Here is a 24582-nt window from a genome sequence, read left to right on the forward strand (position 1 = left end):
CCTGACCACTTGGCGGGCGGTTCCACACCCGCGTGCGGCTCATGAGAAAATGAGGGCATGCCGACCGTTTCGCTTGCTGACATCACACCCGCCATCGCCCTCGGACCGCTTGATGGCCGTTATCGCAAAGACACCGCTGACCTCGTTGATCACCTCTCCGAAGCAGCCCTGAACCGCAACCGGATCACGGTGGAGGTCGAGTGGTTCATCCACCTGGCACAGAACTCCGTGATCGACGGAGTGCGTCGCCTCACCGACGATGAGGTCAGCGGACTGCGCGCCTTTGCCGAGAATTTCGATGCCGATACGATCGCTACGCTCGCCGCCCACGAGGCCGTCACGGTTCACGATGTCAAGGCCGTCGAGTACACAATCAAAGAAGCGCTAGTCGAACTCGGCGCCGACGATCTCAGTGAACTCGTCCACTTCTGCTGCACCTCCGAGGACATCAACAATCTGTCCTGGGCACTGGGCGTCAAGGGCGCCACCGTTGATGTGTGGCTGCCCCGCGCCAAGGCGCTCATCGACTCGCTGGCCGACACCGCCTCGGCGCTGGCAGAGGTCCCGATGCTCTCCCACACCCACGGTCAGCCGGCGACGCCGACGACGATGGGCAAGGAGCTCGCGGTGTTCATCCACCGACTGCGCCGCCAGTACGAACGTGTCGAGGCAAGCGAATTCCTCGGCAAGATCAACGGTGCCACCGGCACCTATTCGGCCCACCTGGCTGCCGTGCCCGGTGCCGACTGGCCCAAGTTGGCCAAGACCTTCGTCGAAGGCAGCCTGGGGCTGACATTCAACCCGCTGACGACGCAGATCGAATCCCACGACTGGGATGCTGAACTCTTCGCAGACATCGCCCGGTTCAACCGCATCGCCCACAACCTGGCGACGGACATGTGGACCTACATCTCGATGAACTACTTCAAGCAGATCCCCGTCGCCGGCGCGACCGGCTCCTCGACGATGCCGCACAAGGTCAATCCGATCCGCTTCGAGAACGCCGAGGCCAATCTCGAGCTCTCGTGCGCTCTGCTCGACTCGCTGGCCTCCACTCTGGTCACGTCCCGGATGCAGCGCGACCTCACCGACTCGACCTCACAGCGCAACATCGGCGTCGCCTACGGCCACTCCGTGCTGGCTCTGAACAACCTGGTCAAGGGACTCGAACGGCTCGCCATCAATGAAGAGGCCCTGAACGCCGACCTCAACTCCAACTGGGAGGTTCTCGGCGAAGCGATCCAGTCGGTCATGCGCGCCGCCGGGCTGCAGGGTGTACCCGGAATGGACAACCCCTACGAAACGCTCAAGGAGCTCACTCGCGGAAAACGCATCGATCAGGCCGATCTGCAGACCTTCGTCGCCGGACTCGGACTGCCCGAGGCCGAGACTCAGCTGCTGACCGCGCTGACTCCCGCCACCTACATCGGCGTTGCCGCACAGCTGGCCGAATCAGAGGTCGCCGACTGGAAGGCTCGCTCCCAGAGCTGAGCACGGCGCACGGAAGACACTGTTACTGAACAGTAGATAATTTGGTGGATCTTCATTAGCCTTGTGCTCATGACGAGCACAATGATGAGTTCCGTGCGCATTCCGGTCACCGGCGGCCCACACAGCGAAACCACCGGCAGCCGGGACCAGGCGGCAGGCGATACCGAGCGGCACAGTCACGTCGTCGGCACCGTGCTGATGCCGCCAGAAACCCCGACCGGATTCCTCACGGTCCATCCCGCCACGGCGACTCCGGCTCGCTTCTACACGAAGTTCGCCGAATACGCCGTCAATCAGGGGCTGGCGGTGCTCACCTACGATGTGCGCGGCGTTGCCGCTTCGGGACCGGCGAGCGAGCACGCCAGGCTGCGGATGCGTGACTGGATGCAAGAGGACGCGAATGCCGTCGCAGACTGGGCCAACCGGGAATACCCGGAGCTGCCGAAGCTGGCAATCGGGCACAGCCTCGGCGGCCATGCTCTGCTGTTGGGCAACGCCAACGCGGGCCTGCACGGCATCGTCACCGTGGGCACCGCACTGGCGGCACTGCAAGACATCAATCCCCGCAGCGAACGACTGCGCGTGGGCCTCATTCTCAGGGCGCTCGGCCCCCTGATCAGTCCGCTCGTCGGCTACGCTCCCGGCAAACGCCTCGGCCTCGGTGAGGACATCCCGACTGCCGCCATGCTCGAATGGGGTCGCTGGGTGCAGATGTCCGAGTACTTCTTCGACGATCCGAGCCTGGGCGCCACCGCGCGGATGGCCCGCTTGCGCACACCTGTGCTTGCGATCGGCGCCAGCGACGACAACTGGGCCTCAGCAACGCAGATCGACGCACTCGTCGATCATATTCGCCTCGCCGAGGTGCAGCGACGCACCATCACCCCTGAGGAACTCGAGGTTGACCGAATCGGGCATCATGGTCTGCTTCGGCGCTCGGTCGCCGAGAAGGCCTGGCCGGAGATCATCACCTGGCTACTGCGGCGACTCCCCCGACACTGACCTCAGGCCGGGACGAGATCCTTGTCGCGGTCCACTTCCGCCAGGGGCCTGCCCGCCATATTGCGAGCCAGGAACAGGGTCGGAACGCCGGCCACGACGACGATGACGGTCGCGTAGATCGCCGGGGCCAAGGTGAGGCCGGTCGAGCTCATCAGGGCTGTCGCAATCAGTGGTGAGAGTCCGCCGAAGAGGACCGTGGCCACGTTGTAGCCGATCGCCATTCCGGAGAAGCGGCTGGTGCCGGTGAACTGTTCGGGGACCATGGCCGCTGCCACAGCACTCCATCCCGCGGCCGGCACCGCGAGGAAGGCTACGCCGAAGATCGCGACTCCGGAGTTCCCATCGGCCAACAGCGCGTAGGCGGGAATGGTGGTGAGGATGAAGACGGCCATGAGCACCGCCAGCGTCTTCTTGCGGCCGAAACGATCGGAGGCGATGCCGAACAGCGGCGTGATGACGATCGCCACGACGGCTGCGATGGTGCCCAGCGCCAGTGACCCGGAGTTCTTCACCTGCGAGACCTCTTCGATATAGGTCGGCACATAGGTGATGTTGAGGAAGTAGCTGACCGATCCGATCGAAGAGATCAGGAACGCCACGAGGATCGCACGGGGCTGTTGGAGGAATGCGATGAGCAGCGGAGAGCGACCGCGTGAGACCACAGGCTTGTCGCTCTTGGCAGCCTGCGCCTCCTTCGTCTTCTCCGCGGCCTGCAACCGCTTGAAGGTGTCGGTCTCCTCCATCATGCGACGCAGCGGGATCATCAGCGCGGCAAGCACTGCACCGAGGATGAACAGGACGCGCCAGCCCCAAGTGCTCATCGCCTCGGCCGAGAGTGTGCTGGCCAAGAATGCCCCCGACCCGACTGCCAGGAGAGCTCCGACCTCACTGTTGGCCGCCGCCCAGCTGGCAGCGAGCCCCCGGCGCTTGCTGCCGGCCGATTCCATCAGGAAGACCATGATGCCGGTGTACTCGGCCCCGACGGAGAACCCGGAGAGGCAGCGGAAGAAGACCATGCCGACGCCGGCCCAGATGCCGATCGTGTCGTATCCGGGCATGATCGCGATTCCGAGCATCGCGACGGCCATGAGCACAGCGGAGACGACCAATGCGGACTTGCGTCCGACCCTGTCGCCGAGGTGGCCGAAGACCATGGCGCCCAGTGGCCGGAACAGGAACCCGGCGGCTCCGACGCCCAGGGTGAGCAGGAGCGAGTCGGGCCGATCGCCGAAGAATTCCTTGGTCAGGATGGTCGCGACGTAGAAGAAGATCGAGAAGTCATACCATTCGACGATGGTGCCGAAGGCCGCGACCATCATCGATCGACGGCGTCCCTTCTCCTTCTCCGGGCTGGTGGATGCTGCTGGGTCCGACTGGGCCTGCGGTTCGAAATCTGACATCGAGGAGTCCATTTCCTAGGGAATGCTGCGGCCATCTCTCCCAACGACCACGGACAAAGCTGCTCATCGCGACTTTCCTGACCACCTTACTGCTGGTGGGAACCTGTGCGCAGGTCAGCAGGGAACTCTCAGCCCGCACGCGAACCGAGTCCGAACTAACTGAGCCCCACCGACCTGAGCCCGAACAGGGAGTCGGTGAATCGGTTTCCGAACATCGCGTTCGGGTCCAGCTTCTGTCTCAGCGCACAGAAGTCCTCGAAGCGCGGATAGAGCTCGCGCAGATCGTCGGCGCCCAGAGTGTGGATCTTGCCCCAGTGCGGGCGGCCCCCGTGACGTCGGCAGATCTGTTCGACGACACGGAAGTACTCGGCGAAGTCGTCCTTCACGAACCGGTGCACGGCGATGTACATCGTCTCGCGGCCGAAGGCGGTCGAGAGCGGAACATCATCGGCGGCGGCAGATCTGACTTCGATCGGGAAGGAGATCGACCATCCTCTCGACTCGATCGTGCGCCGGATCTCACGGATCGCCTCGGCGCCGGCTTCGAAGGGAAGCGCGTACTCCATCTCGTTGAACCGCACCCGCCGCGGTGTCACGAAGACGTCGTGTCCCGGTGCTCGATAGGTTCTGTCCGAGACGGCGGATTGGGCGATCCGATTGATGCGCGGGACGAGGCTGGGCACCGCCGATCCGAGCTCGACGGCCAGGCGCAGGGCGCCGTTCTCGATGACTTCCTTGTCGAAGAGGTTGAGGAAACGGTTGCGCACCCCCGCCTCGGCGAGGTGGCCGGGGCCGATCTCACCGAGCCCGACACGGGTGTTCGTCTTGGTCAGCGCGGTGTCGGTGTGCGGGAACCAGTAGAACTCGAACTGGTCGGCCGCGCGCATCCGTGGTTCGAGGTCGGCCAGCAGCTCGTCGACATCACTGACGATCTCCTCGGCGATGAGGTCGAAGGCCGGCACGCACTGCAGCTCGATCTCCGTGACGATGCCCAGCACGCCGAGGCTGACGCGGGCCAGGTCGAAGATCTCCGGGTGGGTCGTGGGCGACAGGTCGGTCACGGTGCCGTCAGCAGCCATGAGCAAGAGACCGGTGACGGTTCCCGCGAACCCGGTGAACCCGAGCCCGGTCCCGTGGGTGCTCGTCGAGATCGCCCCGGCGAGCGCCTGCGGATTGACGTCGCCATGATTGGCCAGGGCCAGCCCGAAGGGCGCGAGCAGAGCCGGGATGTCGCGCAGCCGGGTGCCCGCGTGGAAGCGCACCCGCCCGGACTCCTCGTCGACGGCGATGATTCCGCTGAGGTGGTCGAGGCTGATCATGACGTCATCGCCCGCTGCCACGGGGGTGAACGAGTGCCCCGCACCAACGGGTCGGACCCGTTGGCCGGCGTCGGCCGCGGACCGTAGGATATCGCCCAGTTCCCCCGCCGAGGTGGGTCTGAGGAAGGTGTGCGGATGGGAGTGGACGTGGCCGGACCAGTTCCGGAAGAGCTGTCGCTGAGTCGGTCTGCCGCTGCGGGTCACAGCACCCACCCCTGTCCACGATAGGTCGACCACGAGTCGATGATCTGGGTTCCTGCGACGACGAGGAACTCATTGAAGTGCTCGGCGAGCTCACCGGCCTTGGCATGTCTGAACCAGACGAGGTCGCCGATGCGCAGGTCTTCGGTGCCGGGACCGGTCAGCGGGGTCTGGACTTCACCCGCGCCCTCGAGGCCCGCGTAGTCGAGTCCCGGGGGCCAGGCGATCGTCGGGACACGGTCGGCCCCGGGCACGCCGGAGGCGATGAAACCGCCTTTGAAGACCGTGACCCAGCCGGGCCCTGGTCGGCGCACCACGGGGGTGGCGAAGTAGGCGGCCGGCTCGTGTCGGAAGTGGGTGTAGCCGTCGAAGAGTCCCGGGGAGAAGAGTCCGGAGCCGGCGGCCAGTTCCGTCAGCGTGCCCTCGGCCACGCTGGATTCGAAGGATCCGGTGCCGCCGCCGTTGACGAATTCGAGGTCGGTGAGTTCACGCACCGCATCGACGACGCTTCTGCGCCGCACCTTCAGCTCGGCGATCGAACGCTTCTGCATGATACGCACCATGGCCTGTTTGGCCGTTGGACCGGCATCGGCCGTGCCGGCGACTTGGCCCTCATAGGACATCAGCCCGACGAGGTTGGTCTCCGGGCGGGCGATGACATGTTCGGCGAGGTCGACGGCGGAGGCCGAATCGCGGATCGGAGAGCGCCTGGCCCCGATGTGGATCCGACTGCTCAGCACCCCTGAGCCGAGGCGGTACGAGGCATCGATGTCTATGCACACGCGCACCGTCTGTGCCGTACCGCCGGCTGCCGCAGCATCGCGGCGGGCGCTGTCGATGATGTCGAGGTGGGTGGGGCAATCGATCATCAGGGTGATGTTCTCGGTGGCCCCCGCCTCGGCGAACATCTGGGTGAGACTGCCCCGGTCAACGGTGGGATAGCCGACGAGGATATCGCGGACCCCGCGGGCATGGAGGATCAGCGCCTCCGGCAGCGAGAAGGCGAAGACACCCGAGTAACCGGGGTGGGCGAGCGCACGCTCGATCGCAGCGGGAGTGCGCAGGGACTTCGTGGCGATGCGGATCGGCAGCCCTTGAGCGCGCTGGGCCAAGGCGGTGACGTTCGCGTCGAACGCCTCCAGATCGATCACCGCGACAGGAGCATCGACCCCACGCAGGGCGTGACGCAGTTCACGTGAGACCATGAAGATACTGTAGCGTAAGTTAGCGGTTCCATAGGCAGCAATCCACCCATTCACTGACGACACGGAGGCATGATGCACACGGACGTCACCAGCACCACCACCCCCTCGGACGAACTCACACATGTCACCGATCGGCTCCGCGAATTCCTCGACACCAACCCCTACGCCGAGGCTTCGGGCAGCGGTGATCGCATGGTCAGCCCCGACCCGTTCACCGGCCTCGAACTTCCCCGCTTCGCCAAGAACACCCCGGCCGACATCGAGAAGGCCTATGCCACCGCGCGCATCGCCGCCGACGCCTGGGCAGCCCGATCCCCCGAACACCGGGCTCGGGTGCTGCTGCGACTGCATTCTGCATTGCGCCGCCACGAAGATCTCCTCCTCGACATCATTCAGTACGAGACCGGCAAGGCCCGCATCCACGCCTATGACGAGATCCTCGACACCTACAACGTGTGCCGCCACTACGGCGTGACCGCTCCCGCCCGACTGCGCCCGGAACGCCGTCGCGGTGCCGTTCCCGTCCTGACTCGTACCGAGGTCACCCGCACACCGCTGGGCGTCGTCGGGTTCATCACCCCCTGGAACTATCCGCTGACCTTGGGCGCAACCGACCTGCTCGCGGCCCTGGTCGCCGGCAACGCCGTGGTGCACAAACCCGACAGCCAGACAACCCTGACCGCCATCATCATGCGCCGTCTGGCCATTGCCTGCGGCCTGCCCGCGGAAGTCTGGCAGCTGGTGCCCGGCCCCAGCAGCGAAGTCGGCCCGGCACTGATGTCCGGTGCCGATGGGATCTCCTTCACCGGCTCGACCGCTGCAGGTCGCTCCATTGCCGCCGAGGCTGCTTCGCGTCTGCTTCCCACCGCCCTTGAACTCGGCGGCAAGAACCCGATGCTCATCCTCTCCGATGCCGATCTTCCCTCGGCCGTGGACGGGGCCGTCCGCGGGTGCTTCTCCTCGGCCGGTCAGCTGTGCCTGTCCATCGAGCGCATCTATGTCCATGAGGATCTCTACCCCGAGTTCTGTGCCCATTTCGCCGAGGCGACCCGGAACCTCGAGCTCAGCCCCGACTACTCCTACGGCCCCGGAATGGGCTCCTTGGCCGGGCCGAAGCAGCTGGCCCGAGTCAGCGAACACGTCGAACAGGCCCGAGCCAGCGGAGCTCAGGTCATCGCGGGTGGCAGCCCGGTCCCGAAACTGGGCCCCTACTTCTACCTGCCGACCGTGCTCACCGATGTCACCGAGGAGGCCGAGCTGTTCGCCGAGGAGACCTTCGGCCCAGTCGTCGCCGTGTACCCGGTGGCCAGCGACGCCGAGGCGATCAAGCGGGCCAACGCCTCCGAATACGGTCTCAACGCCAGCGTCTACTCCCAGTCCCGCGGGCGCGAAACTGCCAGGCAGCTCGAGTCCGGGATGGTCAATGTCAATGAGGCCTACGTCGCCGCCTGGGGTTCGATCGACTCTCCGGCCGGCGGCGTCAAAGCCTCAGGCATGGGCCATCGGCATGGAGTTGAGGGTCTGTACCAGTTCATGCACACGCACAACATCGCCGAGCAGAATCTGGTTCCCATCGCTCCGTTCGGCCCGCTCGATCAGTCGCGGTTCGCCCGCACACTGACCACCGCGTTCGAGGTCATGCGCGCCCTGCGGATGAAGTGAGGTGCTCCCTCAGCACGGATGAGGTGAGGTTCTTCCTCAGTTGAGCGATTCGAAGAATTTCTTCGCCACCGGCACAGCCGCCTCGGCGCCGAATCCTCCGTCTTCGACGAGAACGGCCACGGCCACGTCGCCCTGATACCCGGCGAACCAGGAGTGGGTGCGCGGTGGGGTCTCGTCACCGTATTCGGCGGTGCCGGTCTTGCCGTGGACCGGTTCGCCGGGAACGTCCTGCAGCGCGCTGGCGGTGCCATCGGTCACGGCACGTCGCATCAGCTTCTGCATCGTCGTGACCGTGTCGGCGTCGATCGTGCTCTTGTCCTTACCCTTGTCGTCGTCCTTGCCCTTGTCCGAGGTCACGAGCAGGGGCTTGACCGTGTCGCCCTCGGCCACGGAGGCGGCCATCGCCGCGACCGCCAGCGGGCTGGAGACGACCTTGCCCTGACCGATCATCTGCGCCGCATGCGTCACCGCGTCATCATCACTGGGAACGGTCGCCATCTTCGCACCCAGCCCCAGATCGACGTCGTCCATGCCCAGGCTCGACGCCGCATCCGTGACCTCTGAGCCCGAAACCTTCTGCGCGGCATCGACGAAGGCGGTGTTGCAGGATTCGGCGAAGTTGTCTTCGAAGGCCACCTCGCCCAGGACGTGGTCTTCGGCGTTCTTGAAGCTCTTTCCATCGACCGTCGTGGTCTTCGGGCAGTCGAGAGTGGTCTTCGCAGTGACTCCGGCTTCCAGCAGAGCCAGGCCGGAGGCGACCTTGAACACCGATCCGGGTGCGTACTGGCCGGTCAACGCCCGGTCCCAGGCAGCACCCTCGGGGTCCTGGTTGGCCACCGCGAGGATGTGACCGTCGCGGGGCCGGATCGCCACCAGCGCTGTCGGCTTCTTGCCTGTTTCGGCCGCTTTGTCTGCGGCTTCCTGCACGTCGACGTTGAGTGTCGTGGTGATGTTCTTACCGTCATGGTCGGGGAATTCGTGGACGAGGACGGGATCGGCAGACTTGGCTTCGTCGCTGGCCTCAGCATCCTCGGCGTCGCTGATGTAGATCGCTTCGCTGCCTGGTCCGCTCAACTGCTTTTCATAGGCCTTCTGCAATCCGCTCTTTCCGACGACGGACTCGCCGGTGAGCTTTCCGTCAGAGGCTTCGACCTCCTCGGCGCTGGCGGCTCCGGCCGTTCCCAGGGTCGGACCGGCAAAGCCCTTCTTCCGACTCAGCGGCTGAGTGTGCCTGTTGAAGACGGTGCCCGGCAGGGAGTGGATCGAGTCCTTGACTTTTTTGTAGTCACTCTCACGCAGGGTGATGACGGGAACGAGCTGATCGGGCTCCGCTTTGTCGACACGCTCCTTCAACGATGTGAGATCGATGTCGAGTTCGTCCTTGAGCGTGCTCAGGGTGTCATCGCCGTCCCCTGCTTTCTCGAGTTTGGCCGGGTGGATGCCGATGTCGACGACGGGACCTTCGCCCATCAGTTCTTCGTCGTCCTCGCCGAGGATCGCACCTCTTTGCCCTGGGGTGGTCTGCGAGACGAGGACGCGACCGTCGTCCAATTTCGGATGCAGCACCGTGGGAGTCAGCTCGGCCGACCAGAGCAGACCTTTCTTGTGCAGGGGAAGCTCAGAGGTGTACTCCCAGGGTTCGCCTTCCTGGTTCGTCCAGGACCACTTCAGCGTCGCGACGACGTCATCACCGTGCTTCTCCGTGCCCTTGAGCTCCACCGAGCGATCCTTCATGCTCTGGTCGAGTGTCCCCAAAATCAGACCGTGCAGCTTCGTCGCCGTCGTCTGATCCGACCAGGCACTGGATTCGATGGTTCCGCTGTTCAGGTCGGCGGCGGCGTCTTCTGCAGCTGTCTCTGCCCTCAGCGGCAGTGTGAACAAGGCGAAGACACCGGCAGCGACCAGCAGCGCGACGACGAGGGCGATGGCCAACCACATTGTGGACTTCTTTGTCATAGAACAATTATCAATGGGCTCGGCCGGGAAGTCCACTTGCCGCATGCTTTTGGGCGGCTGGTTGAGCCCTGTGGGGATGCACCCGGTGCTGGTGGGGGCTGTCCAGTGCTGCCGGGCTCAGTGGGGATGGGGCCCGGGTATCGAGGGGGTGGTTCAGGCGTCGTCGGCGACGACGGTGTATTCGAGAACGGGCCTGCCTGCGGCTCCATATCGGGGTCGGCGGTTGAGCATGCCCGCATCGGCCATGGCTTCCAAGTACCGGCGTGCGGTCACTCGGGAGACACCGAGACCTTCGGCCACCTCGGCGGCGGACTGGCCGGGCTTGTCGCCGAGGACCGACTTCACCTCTGCCTGCACGGCGTCGGGGACGCCTTTAGCGGTCGCGGTCACTGTGTGGGTGCGCAGTGCGGCGATCGCTGTGTCGACGTCGGTCTGGGTGACCTCACCCTCGGTGCTGTCTCCGCCGAGGCTGTTGCGGTAGGAGGAGTAGGCCTCGAGCTTGGACTTGAAGACCGGGAAGGTGAACGGCTTGATGATGTACTGGGCGACGCCGTAGGACAGCGCCTCCTGGACGATCTGCATGTCGCGGGCGGCGGTGACGGCGATGATGTCGACATCGACGCGGTGGCCGCGGATGGCCCGGCAGACCTGCAGACCGTGTCCGTCGGGAAGGTTCATGTCGAGGAGGACGAGGTTGATGCAGTCCGCGTCGAGACCGTAGATCTTTCCGGTCAGAGCCGCCATCGCCTGAGTGGCGTTCTTCGCTACACCGGCAAGGTGATAGCCGTCGATGCGATCGATGTACTTCGCGTGGGCCCGGGCGGCGACCGCCTCGTCCTCAACCACGAGCACACCGATGCTCGACTCAGGCGTAGTTGTATCTGACATGCCGCCAGTCTAACCAACACCGTTGCGGGGTCGCGGTGGATCGTGTTACAGCCTGGGCACATCCGTGACACAGGACTGGAACGCGTCGTGAGCTGCCAGATGCACGATAGTCGGTGCCTCAGACACCGACTATCAGAGGTGCAGACCTCAGGCGCGTTCGAAGATCGCGGCGATGCCCTGGCCGCCGCCGATGCACATGGTCTCGAGTCCGTAGCGTGCGTCGCGGCGCTCCATCTCGCGCAGCATCGTCGCCAGGATCCGACCGCCGGTCGCGCCGACGGGGTGGCCCAGGGAGATTCCGGAGCCGTTGACGTTGAGACGGTCGAAGTCGTCCTTGCCGAAGCCCCATTCGCGGGTCACGGACAGTGCCTGGGCGGCGAAGGCCTCGTTGAGTTCGATGAGGTCGATGTCGGCCAAGCTCAGTCCGGCCTTCTCGAGGGCCTTTGCGGTGGCAGGCACGGGGCCGATGCCCATGGTCTTCGGTGGCACTCCGGCCACGGCCCAGCTGACCAGGCGGCCCAGCGGCTTGAGCCCCTGTGCCTCGGCGGCCGCACGGGTGGTGACGATGCTCGCGGCCGCTCCGTCGTTCTGTCCGGAGGCGTTTCCTGCGGTGACCGTCGCCTGGTCATCGTCCTTGCCCAGGATGGGGCGCAGCTTCGCGAGCTTCTCGATGCTGGTGTCTGGACGAATGTGCTCATCAGCGTCGATCTGATGTTCGGCGACCTTGCGGGTGGCGGGGATCGTCACGGGAACGATCTCCTCGGCGAAGCGTCCGTCCTTGGCCGCTGCGGCTGCCCGCTGATGTGAGTTGTAGGCGAGTTCGTCCTGCTCGTCGCGGCCGATCGAATATTCGCGGCGCAGGTTCTCTGCGGTCTCGAGCATGCCGCCGGGAACCGGGTAGTTCTTTCCGCCCGGAGTGGTGCGGCCACGGCCCAGGGAATCGGTGAATTCGGCATTGCCGCCGCGCACACCCCAGCGGATGGTGTCGTTGTAGAAGGGTGCGTGGGACATCGATTCGACGCCGCCGGCGATGACGAAGTCTCCGTTGCCGGAGCCGACGACCATGGAGGCGTCAATGACTGCCTGCAGTCCGGAACCGCAGCGGCGGTCGACCTGCTTGCCGGGCACGGTCACGGGCAGCCCCGCGTCGAGGGCGGTGACTCGGCCGATGCAGGGAGCTTCCGAGGTGGCGTAACCCTGACCCATGATCACGTCGGCGACGAGTTCTGGATTGAGCCCGGTCCTGGCGATGAGCTCGCGGACGACGGTGGCGGAGAGCTCGTGGGCGGGGATGTCGCGGAACTGTCCTCCGAATCCTCCGATCGCGGTGCGCAGCGGTTCACAAACGACGATGTCCTGGTCCATAGTTCCTCCACTCGATTTCGCGGCAGCCGATGGCACATGGCCATCGGCCCGGCATTCCTGCTCAGCCTAAGCCGAATCCATACGGTGACGCGGAAATGTTTCATTCATTGGGACCTCGCACAGCACAGGCGAGGCCCCGCTGAGCACCTCAGCTGCGGTCGTCGCGCACGATCTGGATCGGGCCCGTGGGCGGATTCCCGGACGGCGGCTGGCTCGATGACGAGGGCCCAGTCGAGGGATTCCCGGACGCCTGCCCGAGTTCCCCGGGGTCAACGTCGCTGGTGTCGGGCAGCCATACCGTGAGCACCGCGCCCTTGAACTCGTCGCAGTCCTCACCGCGGCCCTGGACGTCGACGGCCCCGCCGAGACGGCGGATGGCTTGGACGACCAAGGACAGCCCGACCCCGCGGGTGCCGGATTCCTGGCGGCCGAGTCCCTTGTCGATCTCGACGCCGTCATGCTTCGTCGACCAGCCGCGTTCGAAGATCGCGTCAACGTACTCTTCGTCGATGCCCGGACCATCGTCGCTGACCTCGATCGTGAACCCGCTGGCACCGCCTGCTCCGCTCAGGTGGACATGCACTCGCTTGTCCTCGGGCAGAACGTCCTGCCTGCGCAGAGCGTCGAAAGCGTTGTCGATGAGGTTGCCGAGGATGGTCGCGAGGTCACGGTCATCCCCGCCGAGGCGGCCCGAGAGTCCCGCTGTATCGACCGTCATATCGATGCCCACCTCGGCGGCCTGGGCGATCTTGGAGAGCAGGAGTGCAGAGAGCACAGGATGGTCGAAGCTCATCTGACCATCGCCGGTGACCCGGTTGAGATCGTCGAGGTCCTTGGCGGCGAATTCGATCGCCTCGTCGACGTGACCGGTCTCCAACAGGGAGACGACCATGTGGAGTCGGTTCGCATATTCGTGGGTCTGTGCACGCAGAGAATCGGAGAACGATCGCACAGAGACGAGTTCACCGGAGAGTTCGGCGAGTTCGGTGTGGTCGCGCATCGTCACAACCCAGGTGTCGCTGGCGGCGTCGGTGGGCTGCTGGTTGACGACGAGGACCCGATCGTCGGTGTAGTGGATCTCGTCGCGAGCCCACCGGCCAGATGAGAGGAGATCCCTGAGGGCATCGGGCAGGTTGAGGCTGCGCAGCGCGATGCCGCCGATCGGCGAGGTCGCCCGGACCGGATCGTCGGTGTCAGCGATCTTCTCACCCGCCTTCCCCTCGCCTGCTGCGGGCAGCCCCAGGAGCTCGCGGGCCTCGGCGTTGATGAGGACGATGCCCGTCGAACGGTCGAGGAGCAGCAGCCCCTCCGACACGGCTTTGAGCACCGAGGAGTAGAACTCGAGCATGCCGCGCAGCTCGTTGGCGCCGTAGTCGCCGGTGACGCGGCGCAGTCCACGGGAGGTCGCCCAGGAGGCGGCGATTCCCAGGATGAGAGTGGTGATGGCGATGCCGATGAGCCAATTGCTCTGAGCCAGGAAGCCTTCCCGCACGGAATCGGCCGAGTTGCCGACGACGACGGCCCCGACGACGGTGTTGGGTCCGGTGTCGTCGACGCCGAGGTGCTTTGCGAAGACTGGGCTGATGACATACATGGTGCCGCTGCCGGGCCCACCATCTTCGAGGAAGCGCACCACGGACTCCCCCTCGGAGACCTTCGAGCCGTCGACGGCCGCAGCGAGCTGATCGACGGAGTCATCGGGCACATCTCCCGATGCCGAGGACACGATGTTCGCCTCGATGCGCTCCTGTCGATTCGACGATCCCAACGACGGCGGGGTGACGAGGTAGTCGATGGGCACAACCGCGGCCACATCGAAATCGTACTGGCTCACCACATTCTCGAGCATCGTCTCGACGTCGTCCTGAGACCCCTCATCGATGAAGTCATCCGTGGTGGCCTCACCCGACCCGACCAGGCTCAGCGACATCGACATATTGTCGGCCGCAGAGCCCAGCAGATCCTGTTCGCGCTTCTGGTTCAGCTGGGAAAGCTGGATGTAGAGGAGGCTCGTCGTCAGCACCATGATGCCCACGAGCATGATCGAGTTCGCGAACATGATGCGCCCGGCAACGCCGAACTTCAGACGCCTGCTCACACGTGCCACTGGTCCAGTCAGTCCTCCTGACTTCACGGCACGCTGATCCTTGGGCATGGGTCCATTCTGCCACCCACTGCCCCAATCCCCGGGTCAGCCGGACTCGCGAGGATCAGGGTCGCGACGGTCACGTTCGCAACGACCAGAGCCCGGGGACTCAGATTCCGAGGCTGATGGGCCCGGAGGGCACGGCGGAGCACACGAGCACCTCATCGGCGGCGATCCGCGCCGCGGGTTCGACCGGGTAGATGACCGACCCGGCGGCCAAGGACACAGCACAGGTGCCGCAGGAACCGCCTCGGCAGGAGTTGTCTGCGCGCAGTCCGCGCGCCTCCAGTGCTTCGAGCAGTGTCCCCTGCTGGGGTTCCCAGAGGAAGCTGGTGCCCGAATTCTCCAGAGTCACCTCGGCGGGCGAGCATTGGGCGATGGCCTCGCTCATGCCGGTGTTCGGGGAGGCGAAGATCTCCTGGTGCACGGCCGGGACTCCGGCCTCGGCGCTGGCGTCGAGCACTGCACGGGTGAAGTCTGCGGGCCCGCAGACCATGACGTTGTCGCATCCGGCGAGCCAGTCGACGAGATCGGCATGACCGGGCCTGCCCTGGCTCGCGGTGTCGCGGTGGTGGGTCTCGACGGGAATCTGTCGCGAGTGGGCGCGCTTCTGCAGCCGATCCCAGAGGCAGGCCGTCCGGTGGTCGCGGTCGACGTGGAAGAGCTTGATCTTCTCGGTTCCCGACAGTTCGGCTCCGCGCATGAGGCCGAGGCTCGGGGTGATGCCGATGCCGGCGGTGACCAGCGCGGTCGTGCCTCCGAAGACACGGTTCGCGGTCATGGTGCCGTGCGGCCCGGAGGCGAGGACGGACTGCCCGGCCGCAAGCTCTGCGACCGCCCGGGAGCCCTTGCCCTGGGTGCGCACCGCGATCGACACGATGTCATCGGAGACATCCGTGATCGTATAGGTCCGCCAGAAGGGCTCGCCGAGGTCGAGGTGGACGCGCAGGTTGGTGCCGGGTTCGTCGAATTCGCGGATCCAGCCCTGGTCATCGCGCAGGGAGACTTCGACGATGTCGTTGCAGATCTGCTGGCTGCCCAGCACGGTCATGAAGCGCGGGGTCCGTGCGGTTTTGACGAGCTCTCGTGGGGCATCGCCTTCGATCTCGATCTCATCTCCGGTGCTGACCAGGCCGGATTCCAGGATCCGACCGTAGACGCCGCAGTGCAGGTGCCCACACGCCGAGGCCAGAACCCGGGGGACGTTGACGTCGACGGCTGTGGTGGTCGGGTTGACCGTGGTCGCTGGGCAGCGTTCGATCGCCTGGGTGATGGCCAGACGAACCCCGCCGAGGCGGACGATCTTGCCGATGAGTGCGAATTCCTCGAAGGGGGCGAGTCCGTCGACGAGGACGTTTCCGCGAAAGCGCAGCGGGTCGAGTTCGGTCTCGCCCGGCGCCAGTGCCGCCTGTCCGTCGGCGGTCTGGGAGATCGCGGCGACCGTGGCCGGGTTGATGATCGAGACACCTGCGGCCTGTGAGTCGAACATGCCCTGATCCGCGACGCTCAGTGCGCGCGGGAAGTCACCCTGAGGGGGTATGCGTGCAGAGAGGAAGTCCGCCGAGGTGGCCCGTGTGTCCCGGTCATCCGTGCGAAACGTCGTGGTCTCGTTCTGCGGAGACGTCAAGGTCACCGTCGCCGAGGGATCGGCCACGGCCGGCTGGGAGGAATCAGCCGCCTCGGCGAGGTCGAGTGCCACTTGCCACTTCTGCAGGTCGGTGTCGTTCTTGAGCACCGTGAACGCGGAGTATCGGTGCCAGCTGTCATCGGGGATGTCGAGACTGCCGTTGGTGAACGCGGCGACGCGGTCACCGCGGATGCCTCGGCCGGTGCGCACATCCGCCTCCGGGATCTCTTCGGCAGGGAACCCCTTGACGGGGAATCGGAACAGTCTGGCAACGCGCATGATTCGATTGTAGGAGCTTGACGACGCCCGGTACCCACGGTGAGACCAATTGCACAATTGACCTATACCCTAAGGGGGTATAGAGTATCGTCATGACTGAGCACCATGGATATACCCCGCAGAAGGACGCCCTTGCGAAGCGGATGAAACGGATCGAAGGTCAGGTCCGTGGGATCGGCAAGATGATCGATGACGACAAGTACTGCATCGACATCCTGACCCAGGTCTCCGCCGCAACGGCCGCGCTGCACGCGGTCTCCATCAACCTCTTAGAAGAGCACATCGCTCATTGCGTGGTCGACGCCGCATCCTCAGGGGATGACGACGCCGCCCGCAAGAAGATCGAAGAGGCTTCAGCCGCTATTGCCCGACTCATCAAGAGCTGAATGTCAGGAGACACATCATGACGACCACCACCATCAACGTCAACGGAATGACCTGCGGCCACTGCGAGGCAGCCGTCAAGGAAGAGCTCGGAGCACTGCCCGGAGTCACCGATGTCGCCGTTGAGCTCAATGCCGGCGGGGACTCCCCCGTGACCATCACCTCCGAGAAGGATCTCGACGAGGCCGCGATCAGCGCCGCCGTCGATGAGGCCGGCTACGAGGTGAAGTGATGTCGCGCGAGGTCGATCTCGACATCACGGGAATGACCTGCGCGTCCTGTTCGGCTCGTATCGAGAAGAAGCTCACCCGCCTCGACGGGGTCAGCGCCGAGGTCAACCTGCCGCTGAATTCCGCCCACGTCATCGTCGAATCCGAGCTGAGCGACGCCGACCTCACTGCCGCCGTCGAAAAGGCCGGCTATGGCGCCACCGTCAAGACCACCTCGGCGAGCGGACCGGAGATCGTCGACTACGATCCTCGCCATCTGCGGCCCCGCTTCATCGGTTCGCTGATTCTGGCGGTGCCGATCGTGGCCATCTCCATGGTCATGAGCTGGCACTTCCCCGGCTGGGAGTGGATCGTCGCGATTCTCGCCCTGCCGGTCGTGACCTGGGGCGCCTGGCCGTTCCACTCGGCCGCATTCAAGGCTGCCCGCGGACGGTCGACGACCATGGACACCCTGGTCAGCGTCGGGATCATCGTCGCCAGCGCCTATTCCTACATCACCTTGGGCCGGGCCGTCGCCGACGGCTACGGCTGGCAGATCCCCGCGACTTATCATGTCTGGTTCGAGGCCGCGGCCGCGATCACGGTGTTCCTGCTCATCGGCAAGCTCACCGAGGATCGGGCGAAGAGTCGGGCCACCGCAGCACTCAAGGCGCTGCTGGGCCTGGGTGCACGGTCGGCGAACGTGCTGCGTGAAGGCACGGGAGACACCCGAGCTGAGGTCCAGGTCCCGATCGACGAACTCGTCGTCGGCGATGTCTTCATCGTCCGTCCGGGCGAGAAGATTGCCACCGACGGCGAGGTGATCGCGGGGCATTCCGCGATCGACGAGGCCATGCTCACCGGCGAATCTGTGCCCGTGGAGGTCGACCTCGGCGACGCCGTCACCGGCGCCACCATCAACACCTCCGGCGTGCTCGAGGTCAGAGCCACCCGCGTCGGATCCGATACGACCCTGGCGGCCATGGCCGACCTGGTCAGCCGGGCACAGACGGGCAAACCCGCCGTGCAGCGCCTGGCCGATCGGATCTCTGCCGTGTTCGTGCCGATCGTCTTCGCGATCAGTGCTCTCACGCTTCTGGCCTGGGGGCTGATCACCGGCGACTGGGCGATGGGGCTGCACGCGGCCCTCACCGTCCTCATCATCGCCTGCCCCTGTGCACTGGGTCTGGCCACTCCGACGGCCCTGGCCGTCTCCTCCGGACGCGGTTCGCAGTTGGGCATCCTCGTCTCCGGGCCCGAGGCTCTCGAGTCGACGCGGTCGATCGACACCGTCGTGCTCGACAAGACCGGCACCCTGACCACCGGCGTCATGACCCTGTTGGACACGCAACTGAGCGACACCGACTTCGCGGTCCTGGCTCGCCTGGAATCACAGAGTGAGCACCCGGTGGCCCGCGCGATCGTCGAGGCCGCTGACACGAGGGCTGAGTCTCAGCCGGCTAAGCAGGCGAACGCCGGGCTGGGACGAACTGCCGCCTCGGCGGTGGAGGATTTCGAGAATATCCCCGGCGGCGGACTGCAGGCCACGATCGACGGTGCCGAGGTGCTCGCTGGTCGGCCCGATCTGCTCCGAGAGCGCGGAATCGACGTGACATACACCTCCGATTCTGTGCCCACCGGTGCCACGATCGTCGCTCTGGCCATCGACTCGCAGTTCCGCGGCCTGACCTTCGTCTCCGATGAGATCAAGACCGGAGCCGCCGAGGCGATCGCCGAACTGCACTCGCTTGGCATCGACACCGTCCTCCTGACCGGGGACAATGCCCAAGCCGCCGAGGTGGTCGCGGGCACGCTCGCCATCACCGAGATCCGCGCCGATGTCCGTCCCGAGGGCAAGATCGCCGTCATCAATGAGCTGCAGGCTCGCGGGCAGGCGGTGGCGATGGTCGGCGACGGCATCAACGATGCCGCAGCTCTGGCCGGTGCCGATCTGGGTATCGCGATGGGCTCGGGCACCGATGCGGCGATGGCCGCCTCGGACATCACCATGGTGCGCTCGGATCCCCGGCAGATCCCGCTGGCGATTCGCCTGTCGAGGAAGACGCTGGGCCTGATCAAAGGCAACTTGTTCTGGGCCTTCGCCTACAACACGGCTGCCGTTCCGATCGCCGCGTTCGGACTGCTCAGCCCGATGATCGCCGGAGCCGCGATGGCGTTCTCCTCGGTGTTCGTCGTCCTCAACAGCCTGCGATTGCTGCGGTTCAGGTAGGACGCGTCACCTGTCAGCCCTGGATGCGGGTCTGACGGTCGCCCCATTCCTGGTTGCGGAGTTCGAACTTCTGGATCTTGCCGGTCGAGGTCTTGGGCAGAGCCTCGACGATCTCGACCTCGCGTGGGGCCTTGTACTTCGCGATCTGCGTGCGCACATGGTCGATGACTTCGGCTTCGGTGACCGCTGAGCCTTCACGCACGATGATGAAGGCCTTCGGTCGTTCGCCCCATTTGTCGTCAGGGACACCGATGACGGCGACTTCGAGGACTGCCGGGTGTGAGGAGATCGCCTGTTCGATCTCGACGGTGGAGATGTTCTCGCCGCCGGAGACGATGATGTCCTTCGAGCGGTCGCGCAGTTCGATGTAGCCGTCCTCGTGCATCACGCCGAGATCACCGGAGTGGAACCAGCCGCCTTGGAAGGCCTTCGCGGTGGCGTCCTCGTCGCGGAAGTAGCCCTTCATCACGTTGTTGCCGCGCATGACGATCTCGCCGATCGTCTGTCCGTCGGCGGGCACGTCGATGAGTTCGTCACCCGATTCGAGAGCGACGATGCGGGCCTGATCGGCCTGGACCATGCCGACTCCCTGCCGCGCCCGCAGCCTGGCTCGGGACTTGTCATCAAGGGAATCCCACGAATCCTGCCACTCGCACACCGTGTAGGGACCGTAGGACTCGGTGAGTCCGTAGACGTGCACGATCTGGAAGTTCAGGGCCTCCATCTCCCAGATGAGGGTGGGACTGGGTGCGGCACCGGCCATCGTGGCGGTCACCGCCCGGTCGAGGGAATGCGCCTGCTCGGCGTTGATGACCGTGCTCATCACGGTCGGGGCACCGTTGAGGTGGGTGACTGCGTGTCGATCGATGAGGTCCCAGATCACGTCTCCGCGGACTTCGCGGAGGCACACCTGGGTGCCGCCGGCTGCGGCCAGGGCCCAGCCTGTGCACCACCCGTTGCAGTGGAACATGGGCAGGGTCCACAGGTACACGCTCTTCTCGTCGTGGTCGGAGTGGATGATCTCACCGAGTGCGTTGAGGTAGGCGCCTCGGTGTGAGTACATCACGCCCTTGGGTCGTCCTGTGGTGCCCGAGGTGTAGTTGATCGACAGCGTTGCCCGCTCGTCCTCGACGCTCCAGGTGAGCTCGTCGGTGTCAGCCTCGGCGCCGGCCAGGAACTCATCCAGGCTGGTCACAGACGGTGCTGCGAAATCCGGGCGGGCCACCTCGGCGGAGGCGGCGATCGTCGTATCCTCGACGTCGACGATGGCTTCGACCGTGTCGAGGCCATCGAGGACCGGGGCGACGCTGGGCCACAGCTGCGTGTCGATGACCAGCAGCTTCGCCTGGCTGTGGTTGCAGATGTAGCGGACCTCTTCGGGGGCGAGCCGGGTGTTGATCGGCACGAGGACGGCTCCGGCCAGCGGCACGGCGAATTGTGCCATGAGCGCCTCGGGGAGGTTGGGCATGAGGTAGGCGACCCGGTCACCGGGCTGGATGCCCGCCGCACGCAGAGCATGCGCCCGGGTCTCAACAGCGGCGGCGAATTCGCGGTAGCTCAGCTCCTGGTCGTTGTAGACCACGGCACGCTTGTCGGGAAAGACGTCGGCCGAGCGGCGCAGGAAGGACAACGGTGTCAGTTCTGTGTTCCAAGTCTCCATAGGAAGAGCCTACGACACCGCTCAACGGCCCCGCCGAGGTGGGTCTCAGCTTCCGGAGGACTCCGCCGTCGGGGCGGGGCTCAGCTTCCGGAGATCACGTGAGGGTCGATCAGCTCATTTGAGGATCGGGTAGGTCTGATCCTCATTCTGCGTGTCATTGCGCATCACCCAGTTGAGCAGGCAGGCCATGGCACTGACCAGGACGAATGCGGCACCGCCATAGATGAAGGCGAATCCGAATGCGGTCCCGTCCTGCCACGCACGGGTGACGATGATCGACAGGACCAGAACGACGACGCCGCAGACGAGCCCCACTTTGAGCGCATCCTTGTAGGACACGGTGCTGGTGGACTTCTTCTCAGACTTCGATGGTGCCATGCCCCCAGGATACCGGCCCCAGCTGAGAATCGGGCCACCGAGGTCCCCCCGGCACCGGATCGGCAGGAGACAGGGGCGTTCCTGAATCGCCGGAATCGTGGTGCGGGTGGACTACCTGGGCAGAACACGCAAAAATGTCTACGTGCCCATCCCCTTTCGCCGCCCCTCCGCTGAGGCCGCGCGCTCGTTGAACTTCACCCAGGTCACCCCTGGTCAGAAGTCGCGCCCGCGCACCGCAGTGAGGACAGTGATCGCAACAACCCTTGCAACGATCACGTTGGCTGGTGTGGCTGCATGCGGTCCGGACAAGGGTCTGCGGGTGGAACCCGAGGGTGAGACGTCTCCCACCCAGTTCGAACCGGGGAACTCGGATGCCGGCCCGCCCAACAAGCCGTTCTCCCTCACGGAGATCCGCAAGACCATCGTGGAGGCCTCGGGAATCGCAGTCACCGGAAGGGCGACGGAGTCCGCGCAGGTCATCGACGACTGCGAGGAATGCCTCACATTCGGGAAACCGTTCCTCAGCGGCGACAAGAAGTTCCAAGTCGTCACTGTGGCCAACCCGAAGCAGAAGAGCGAGGACATTGCTGGCGCCGTCATCAGTGAGAAGGACGGCAAACCACGCCTTGAACTCATCGCCACAGGTAACCAGATGAAACTCAACCCAGGTAAGAATGGGACACTGGTGGTGCAGGAGGCGATGTATGCCGACGGCGACGATGCCGGCTACCCTTCGGGTTGGTCGGTGCAGGTGTTCCGCCTGCATGAAGGTAGGTTTGAACCGGGTCAACGCTTCACGCGGCTTAATGGAGAAACGTAATGCATATTGTTCTGGTTGAGGATGACGAGGTCATCCGGGAAACGACCCAGATCGGCCTGGAACGGTTCGATTACACGGTGTCGGCATTTGCCGACGGACGTGAGGGATACGAGTTCGTCGCTGCACATGGTGCCGACGTTCTGCTTCTCGACCTCATGCTGCCCACCATGAACGGCGCATCGATCTGCCGGGCGGTGCGTGAGCGCTCCACCATTCCCATCATCATCATCTCCGCACGCTCGGATGCGATCGACATCGTCCAGGCGCTCGAGGCCGGAGCCGACGACTACCTCACCAAACCCTTCGACATGCAGGTGCTCAATGCCCGCATCCGCGCCGTCGTTCGCCGCTTCATCACCACCGGCACCGACAAACTCGGCTACTCCCCGACGACCGAGATGGGCGAGGAGCACGAAACCGTGATCGGCCCCGGCGGCATGATCACCGGAGACGGCATCCCCGAGGTGCTCGGAGCCAGCCCCGGCATGGACACTCGCGAACGACTCAAGGCTCAGCTCGAGTCCGACGACACGTACTTGGGTGCGGGCGGAAAATTCACCTCGGCGGATATGAACGCCGGTGGAGACGAGCAGATGATCGGCGGCGACGTCTCCGTTCCACCTCGCCCCGACGGCTCACCGGCCATGCAGTCCGGGTCGGGTCAGGGCGGCTACATGGGTGCGAGCCAGCCCCAATCCGGAGGCACCGACTCCGATGGTGAGCTCGGTCCGTTCCGCACTCGCCTGGGTTCGCTGGTCCTCGACACCGGTCGCCTGACCGTGGAGATCGACGGCGAAGAGGTTCACCTCACCCCCACCGAGCTGCGCGTCCTCCTGCTCCTGACCGAGCAGCCCGAACACGTCTATTCGCGTGAGAAGATCGCCTTCACCGTCTGGGGCTACGAATGGGCCGGCGACTCCCGTGTCGTCGACGTCCACATTCAGCGCCTGCGGAAGAAGATCGGCGCCAACATGATCGAGACCGTCCGCGGATTCGGATACCGCTTCGCGGGCTGATCGCATGTCACTGCGCTGGAAGATCTCCCTTCTCATCGTTGCCTCGGTCATCATCGCCGTGCTCTCCTGCTCGATCGTGCTGCGCCAATCCGCGGCCCGTGCCGAGGACGACCGGATGCGATCGACCGTGACCGAGCAGCTTGCGAACTCCGTCGCGATCTTCTCCGAGACCGGGGTGCTCACCCTCAACGCCCGCATCGATGACCCGGCACTGCCAAAGGATGCACGTGCCCAGGCGCTCAAGGGTCAGAGCGTGACGATGCGCTCCGAGGTCGATGGGGAGGAGATCGTGTGGGCGGCGGCTCCGATCGAGGTCGGCTCCTACACCGAGGTGATCTCCGTGCGTGCCTCGACCAAGGACAGTCAGGAGCTCATCGGCCGTATCGACCAGGCGCTGCTGGTGGGCATGATCGGCTCCGCGCTGGTCGTCGGCGGTGTCGGCTCCATTGTGGCCGGGCGCATCTCCCGCAGGCTGACTCTGGGTGCTCAGGCCGCACGGAAGATCGCGGCCGGGGACACGAGCATCAGAATCGCCGATGTCGTTGACGACACGGACCAGGAGGTCGCGGCCTTCGCCTCGGCGGTCGACACTGCTGTGACGCGCCTGACTGAACGCATCGACTCCGAACAGCGGTTCACCGCTGACCTGGCCCACGAGATGCGGACCCCGCTGACAGGGCTGGTCAACGCGGCCAACCTGCTCGAAGAGGATTCGCGTCCCGCCGAACTCGTCAAGGACCGAGTCAAGCGCATGCAGGTGCTCGTTGAGGACCTCCTCGAGGTCTCCCGCCTCGATGCGGGGCGGGCGAATCCCGAGTTCACCCGCGTCAACATCGACCAGGCGATCCGATCGCTGCTGGGCACGATGACGGCCTCCGGCGCCCTGGCCGGTCACGACATCGGCACACAGTTCGCGGCTCTGAACTCAACTCTGGTCACCGATGTCCGCCGCTTCGAACGCATCATCTCGAACCTGCTGGTCAACGCCATCAAACACGGTGCGGATCCGATCCGACTGGAGACGAGCACCCGCAGCATCACGATCACCGACTCCGGTTCCGGCTACCCGCCCGACATCGTCAACACCGGCCCGACCCGCTTCGTCTCCGCAGGTGGCGGCGGTATGGGTCTTGGCCTCGTGATCGCGCAGGGTCAGGCCCGTCTGCTGGGCATCCGACTCATCTTCAGCAACGACCCGATCACCGGCGGTGCTCGGACCGAGGCGATCTTCCCCGATCCCGAGGCTCAGGACCAGGCCCTCAAGCAGTACCTCGAAACCGCCTGAGCACCCAGCGGCAGTCGCAGTGCGCTGTCAGCTTCGCAGTGTGCCGTCAGCAGCGCTGT

The 24582-nt window shown here is 65.2% G+C and carries 19 protein-coding genes; 9 read left to right on the plus strand and 10 right to left on the minus strand.

Annotated features, from left to right (window positions below; translation table 11 throughout):
* Nucleotides 1-57 precede the first annotated feature (57 nt).
* Both purB and BAUR9175_RS15570 read left to right on the plus strand, forming a co-directional pair.
* The gene (purB, locus tag BAUR9175_RS15565; RefSeq protein WP_009882229.1) at nt 58-1491 is read left to right on the plus strand and encodes an adenylosuccinate lyase; all 1434 of its coding nucleotides are present in this window, start codon (nt 58-60) and stop codon (nt 1489-1491) included.
* Between the two features lie 69 nt (nt 1492-1560).
* On the plus strand, nt 1561-2493 hold the full coding sequence (locus BAUR9175_RS15570; protein WP_241242588.1) for an alpha/beta hydrolase family protein: 933 nt from the start codon (nt 1561-1563) through the stop codon (nt 2491-2493).
* Between the two features lie 2 nt (nt 2494-2495).
* Here BAUR9175_RS15570 and BAUR9175_RS15575 read toward each other — a convergent pair whose 3' ends face one another.
* The 3 genes from BAUR9175_RS15575 to BAUR9175_RS15585 all read right to left on the minus strand — a co-directional run bounded on the left by BAUR9175_RS15575 (nt 2496) and on the right by BAUR9175_RS15585 (nt 6618).
* On the minus strand, nt 2496-3893 hold the full coding sequence (locus tag BAUR9175_RS15575; protein WP_069601476.1) for an MFS transporter: 1398 nt from the start codon (nt 3891-3893) through the stop codon (nt 2496-2498).
* 155 nt (nt 3894-4048) lie between these two features.
* Nucleotides 4049-5449: a D-arabinono-1,4-lactone oxidase gene (locus tag BAUR9175_RS15580; protein WP_257944348.1), complete on the minus strand. Its 1401-nt coding sequence runs from the start codon at nt 5447-5449 to the stop codon at nt 4049-4051.
* Nucleotides 5413-6618, minus strand: coding sequence for an amino acid deaminase/aldolase (locus tag BAUR9175_RS15585; protein ID WP_101584378.1), 1206 nt, complete (start codon nt 6616-6618; stop codon nt 5413-5415). Before BAUR9175_RS15585 ends, BAUR9175_RS15580 begins: the two co-directional genes overlap by 37 nt.
* 69 nt (nt 6619-6687) lie before the next feature.
* Here BAUR9175_RS15585 and BAUR9175_RS15590 point away from each other — a divergent pair, with 69 nt between their 5' ends.
* Complete coding sequence (locus tag BAUR9175_RS15590; protein WP_180957469.1) at nt 6688-8280, plus strand: succinic semialdehyde dehydrogenase; 1593 nt, start codon at nt 6688-6690, stop codon at nt 8278-8280.
* A gap of 36 nt (nt 8281-8316) precedes the next feature.
* Here the strand turns inward: BAUR9175_RS15590 and BAUR9175_RS15595 are convergent, their stop codons facing one another.
* From BAUR9175_RS15595 to BAUR9175_RS15615, 5 genes are all read right to left on the minus strand, one after another.
* A complete protein-coding gene (locus tag BAUR9175_RS15595) occupies nt 8317-10236 on the minus strand; it encodes a penicillin-binding transpeptidase domain-containing protein (RefSeq protein ID WP_257944349.1) in 1920 nt (639 codons plus the stop codon).
* Nucleotides 10237-10389: 153 nt separating this feature from the next.
* Nucleotides 10390-11124, minus strand: a complete 735-nt coding sequence (locus BAUR9175_RS15600) for a response regulator (protein WP_029416719.1) — start codon at nt 11122-11124, stop codon at nt 10390-10392.
* 147 nt (nt 11125-11271) lie between these two features.
* Nucleotides 11272-12489 carry an acetyl-CoA C-acetyltransferase gene (locus BAUR9175_RS15605; RefSeq protein ID WP_069601095.1) on the minus strand — a complete coding sequence of 406 codons (1218 nt, stop codon included), beginning with the start codon at nt 12487-12489 and terminating at the stop codon, nt 11272-11274.
* Nucleotides 12490-12637: 148 nt separating this feature from the next.
* Nucleotides 12638-14644: a sensor histidine kinase gene (locus BAUR9175_RS15610; protein WP_069601096.1), complete on the minus strand. Its 2007-nt coding sequence runs from the start codon at nt 14642-14644 to the stop codon at nt 12638-12640.
* Between the two features lie 100 nt (nt 14645-14744).
* A complete protein-coding gene (locus BAUR9175_RS15615; RefSeq protein WP_096161884.1) occupies nt 14745-16541 on the minus strand; it encodes an MOSC domain-containing protein in 1797 nt (598 codons plus the stop codon).
* A gap of 92 nt (nt 16542-16633) precedes the next feature.
* Here BAUR9175_RS15615 and BAUR9175_RS15620 point away from each other — a divergent pair, with 92 nt between their 5' ends.
* Genes BAUR9175_RS15620 through BAUR9175_RS15630 form a run of 3 tightly spaced genes read left to right on the plus strand, consistent with a single transcriptional unit; the run spans nt 16634 to nt 19364 of the window.
* Entirely contained in the window at nt 16634-16927 is a 294-nt protein-coding gene (locus tag BAUR9175_RS15620) for a metal-sensitive transcriptional regulator (RefSeq protein ID WP_009882215.1), read from the plus strand.
* Nucleotides 16928-16944: 17 nt separating this feature from the next.
* The gene (locus tag BAUR9175_RS15625; protein WP_009882214.1) at nt 16945-17157 is read left to right on the plus strand and encodes a heavy-metal-associated domain-containing protein; all 213 of its coding nucleotides are present in this window, start codon (nt 16945-16947) and stop codon (nt 17155-17157) included.
* Nucleotides 17157-19364, plus strand: coding sequence for a heavy metal translocating P-type ATPase (locus tag BAUR9175_RS15630; RefSeq protein ID WP_101584383.1), 2208 nt, complete (start codon nt 17157-17159; stop codon nt 19362-19364). The genes BAUR9175_RS15625 and BAUR9175_RS15630 overlap by 1 nt, the downstream gene beginning before the upstream one ends.
* A gap of 13 nt (nt 19365-19377) precedes the next feature.
* On the opposite strand, the gene BAUR9175_RS15635 is transcribed toward BAUR9175_RS15630, so the two are convergent.
* A complete protein-coding gene (locus BAUR9175_RS15635) occupies nt 19378-21024 on the minus strand; it encodes a long-chain-fatty-acid--CoA ligase (RefSeq protein WP_101584384.1) in 1647 nt (548 codons plus the stop codon).
* A 114-nt stretch (nt 21025-21138) separates the two neighbouring features.
* Complete coding sequence (locus BAUR9175_RS15640) at nt 21139-21402, minus strand: hypothetical protein (protein WP_009882211.1); 264 nt, start codon at nt 21400-21402, stop codon at nt 21139-21141.
* A gap of 142 nt (nt 21403-21544) precedes the next feature.
* Between BAUR9175_RS15640 and BAUR9175_RS15645 the strand changes: the two genes are divergently transcribed.
* Genes BAUR9175_RS15645 through BAUR9175_RS15655 form a run of 3 tightly spaced genes read left to right on the plus strand, consistent with a single transcriptional unit; the run spans nt 21545 to nt 24523 of the window.
* Entirely contained in the window at nt 21545-22222 is a 678-nt protein-coding gene (locus tag BAUR9175_RS15645; protein WP_236850550.1) for a hypothetical protein, read from the plus strand.
* Nucleotides 22222-23238 (plus strand): response regulator transcription factor, encoded by a 1017-nt coding sequence (locus BAUR9175_RS19880; protein WP_009882209.1) that lies wholly within the window; start codon nt 22222-22224, stop codon nt 23236-23238. Before BAUR9175_RS15645 ends, BAUR9175_RS19880 begins: the two co-directional genes overlap by 1 nt.
* Before the next feature lie 4 nt (nt 23239-23242).
* Entirely contained in the window at nt 23243-24523 is a 1281-nt protein-coding gene (locus BAUR9175_RS15655; protein WP_009882208.1) for a sensor histidine kinase, read from the plus strand.
* The last annotated feature ends 59 nt before the right edge of the window (nt 24524-24582 follow it).

Origin of the sequence: Brevibacterium aurantiacum (assembly GCF_900169065.1) — a bacterium.
Lineage (GTDB): Bacteria > Actinomycetota > Actinomycetes > Actinomycetales > Brevibacteriaceae > Brevibacterium > Brevibacterium aurantiacum.

Bases quoted from the DNA above. Each gene is read 5' to 3' on its own strand.
- BAUR9175_RS15625 (WP_009882214.1), top strand. From the start codon at position 16,945: ATGACGACCACCACCATCAACGTCAACGGAATGACCTGCGGCCACTGC.
- BAUR9175_RS15640 (WP_009882211.1), bottom strand. From the start codon at position 21,402: ATGGCACCATCGAAGTCTGAGAAGAAGTCCACCAGCACCGTGTCCTAC.
- BAUR9175_RS19880 (WP_009882209.1), top strand. From the start codon at position 22,222: ATGCATATTGTTCTGGTTGAGGATGACGAGGTCATCCGGGAAACGACC.
- BAUR9175_RS15610 (WP_069601096.1), bottom strand. From the start codon at position 14,644: ATGCCCAAGGATCAGCGTGCCGTGAAGTCAGGAGGACTGACTGGACCA.
- BAUR9175_RS15615 (WP_096161884.1), bottom strand. From the start codon at position 16,541: ATGCGCGTTGCCAGACTGTTCCGATTCCCCGTCAAGGGGTTCCCTGCC.
- BAUR9175_RS15620 (WP_009882215.1), top strand. From the start codon at position 16,634: ATGACTGAGCACCATGGATATACCCCGCAGAAGGACGCCCTTGCGAAG.
- BAUR9175_RS15605 (WP_069601095.1), bottom strand. From the start codon at position 12,489: ATGGACCAGGACATCGTCGTTTGTGAACCGCTGCGCACCGCGATCGGA.
- BAUR9175_RS15585 (WP_101584378.1), bottom strand. From the start codon at position 6,618: ATGGTCTCACGTGAACTGCGTCACGCCCTGCGTGGGGTCGATGCTCCT.
- BAUR9175_RS15590 (WP_180957469.1), top strand. From the start codon at position 6,688: ATGATGCACACGGACGTCACCAGCACCACCACCCCCTCGGACGAACTC.
- BAUR9175_RS15600 (WP_029416719.1), bottom strand. From the start codon at position 11,124: ATGTCAGATACAACTACGCCTGAGTCGAGCATCGGTGTGCTCGTGGTT.
- BAUR9175_RS15595 (WP_257944349.1), bottom strand. From the start codon at position 10,236: ATGACAAAGAAGTCCACAATGTGGTTGGCCATCGCCCTCGTCGTCGCG.
- purB (WP_009882229.1), top strand. From the start codon at position 58: ATGCCGACCGTTTCGCTTGCTGACATCACACCCGCCATCGCCCTCGGA.
- BAUR9175_RS15570 (WP_241242588.1), top strand. From the start codon at position 1,561: ATGACGAGCACAATGATGAGTTCCGTGCGCATTCCGGTCACCGGCGGC.
- BAUR9175_RS15635 (WP_101584384.1), bottom strand. From the start codon at position 21,024: ATGGAGACTTGGAACACAGAACTGACACCGTTGTCCTTCCTGCGCCGC.
- BAUR9175_RS15655 (WP_009882208.1), top strand. From the start codon at position 23,243: ATGTCACTGCGCTGGAAGATCTCCCTTCTCATCGTTGCCTCGGTCATC.
- BAUR9175_RS15575 (WP_069601476.1), bottom strand. From the start codon at position 3,893: ATGTCAGATTTCGAACCGCAGGCCCAGTCGGACCCAGCAGCATCCACC.
- BAUR9175_RS15630 (WP_101584383.1), top strand. From the start codon at position 17,157: ATGTCGCGCGAGGTCGATCTCGACATCACGGGAATGACCTGCGCGTCC.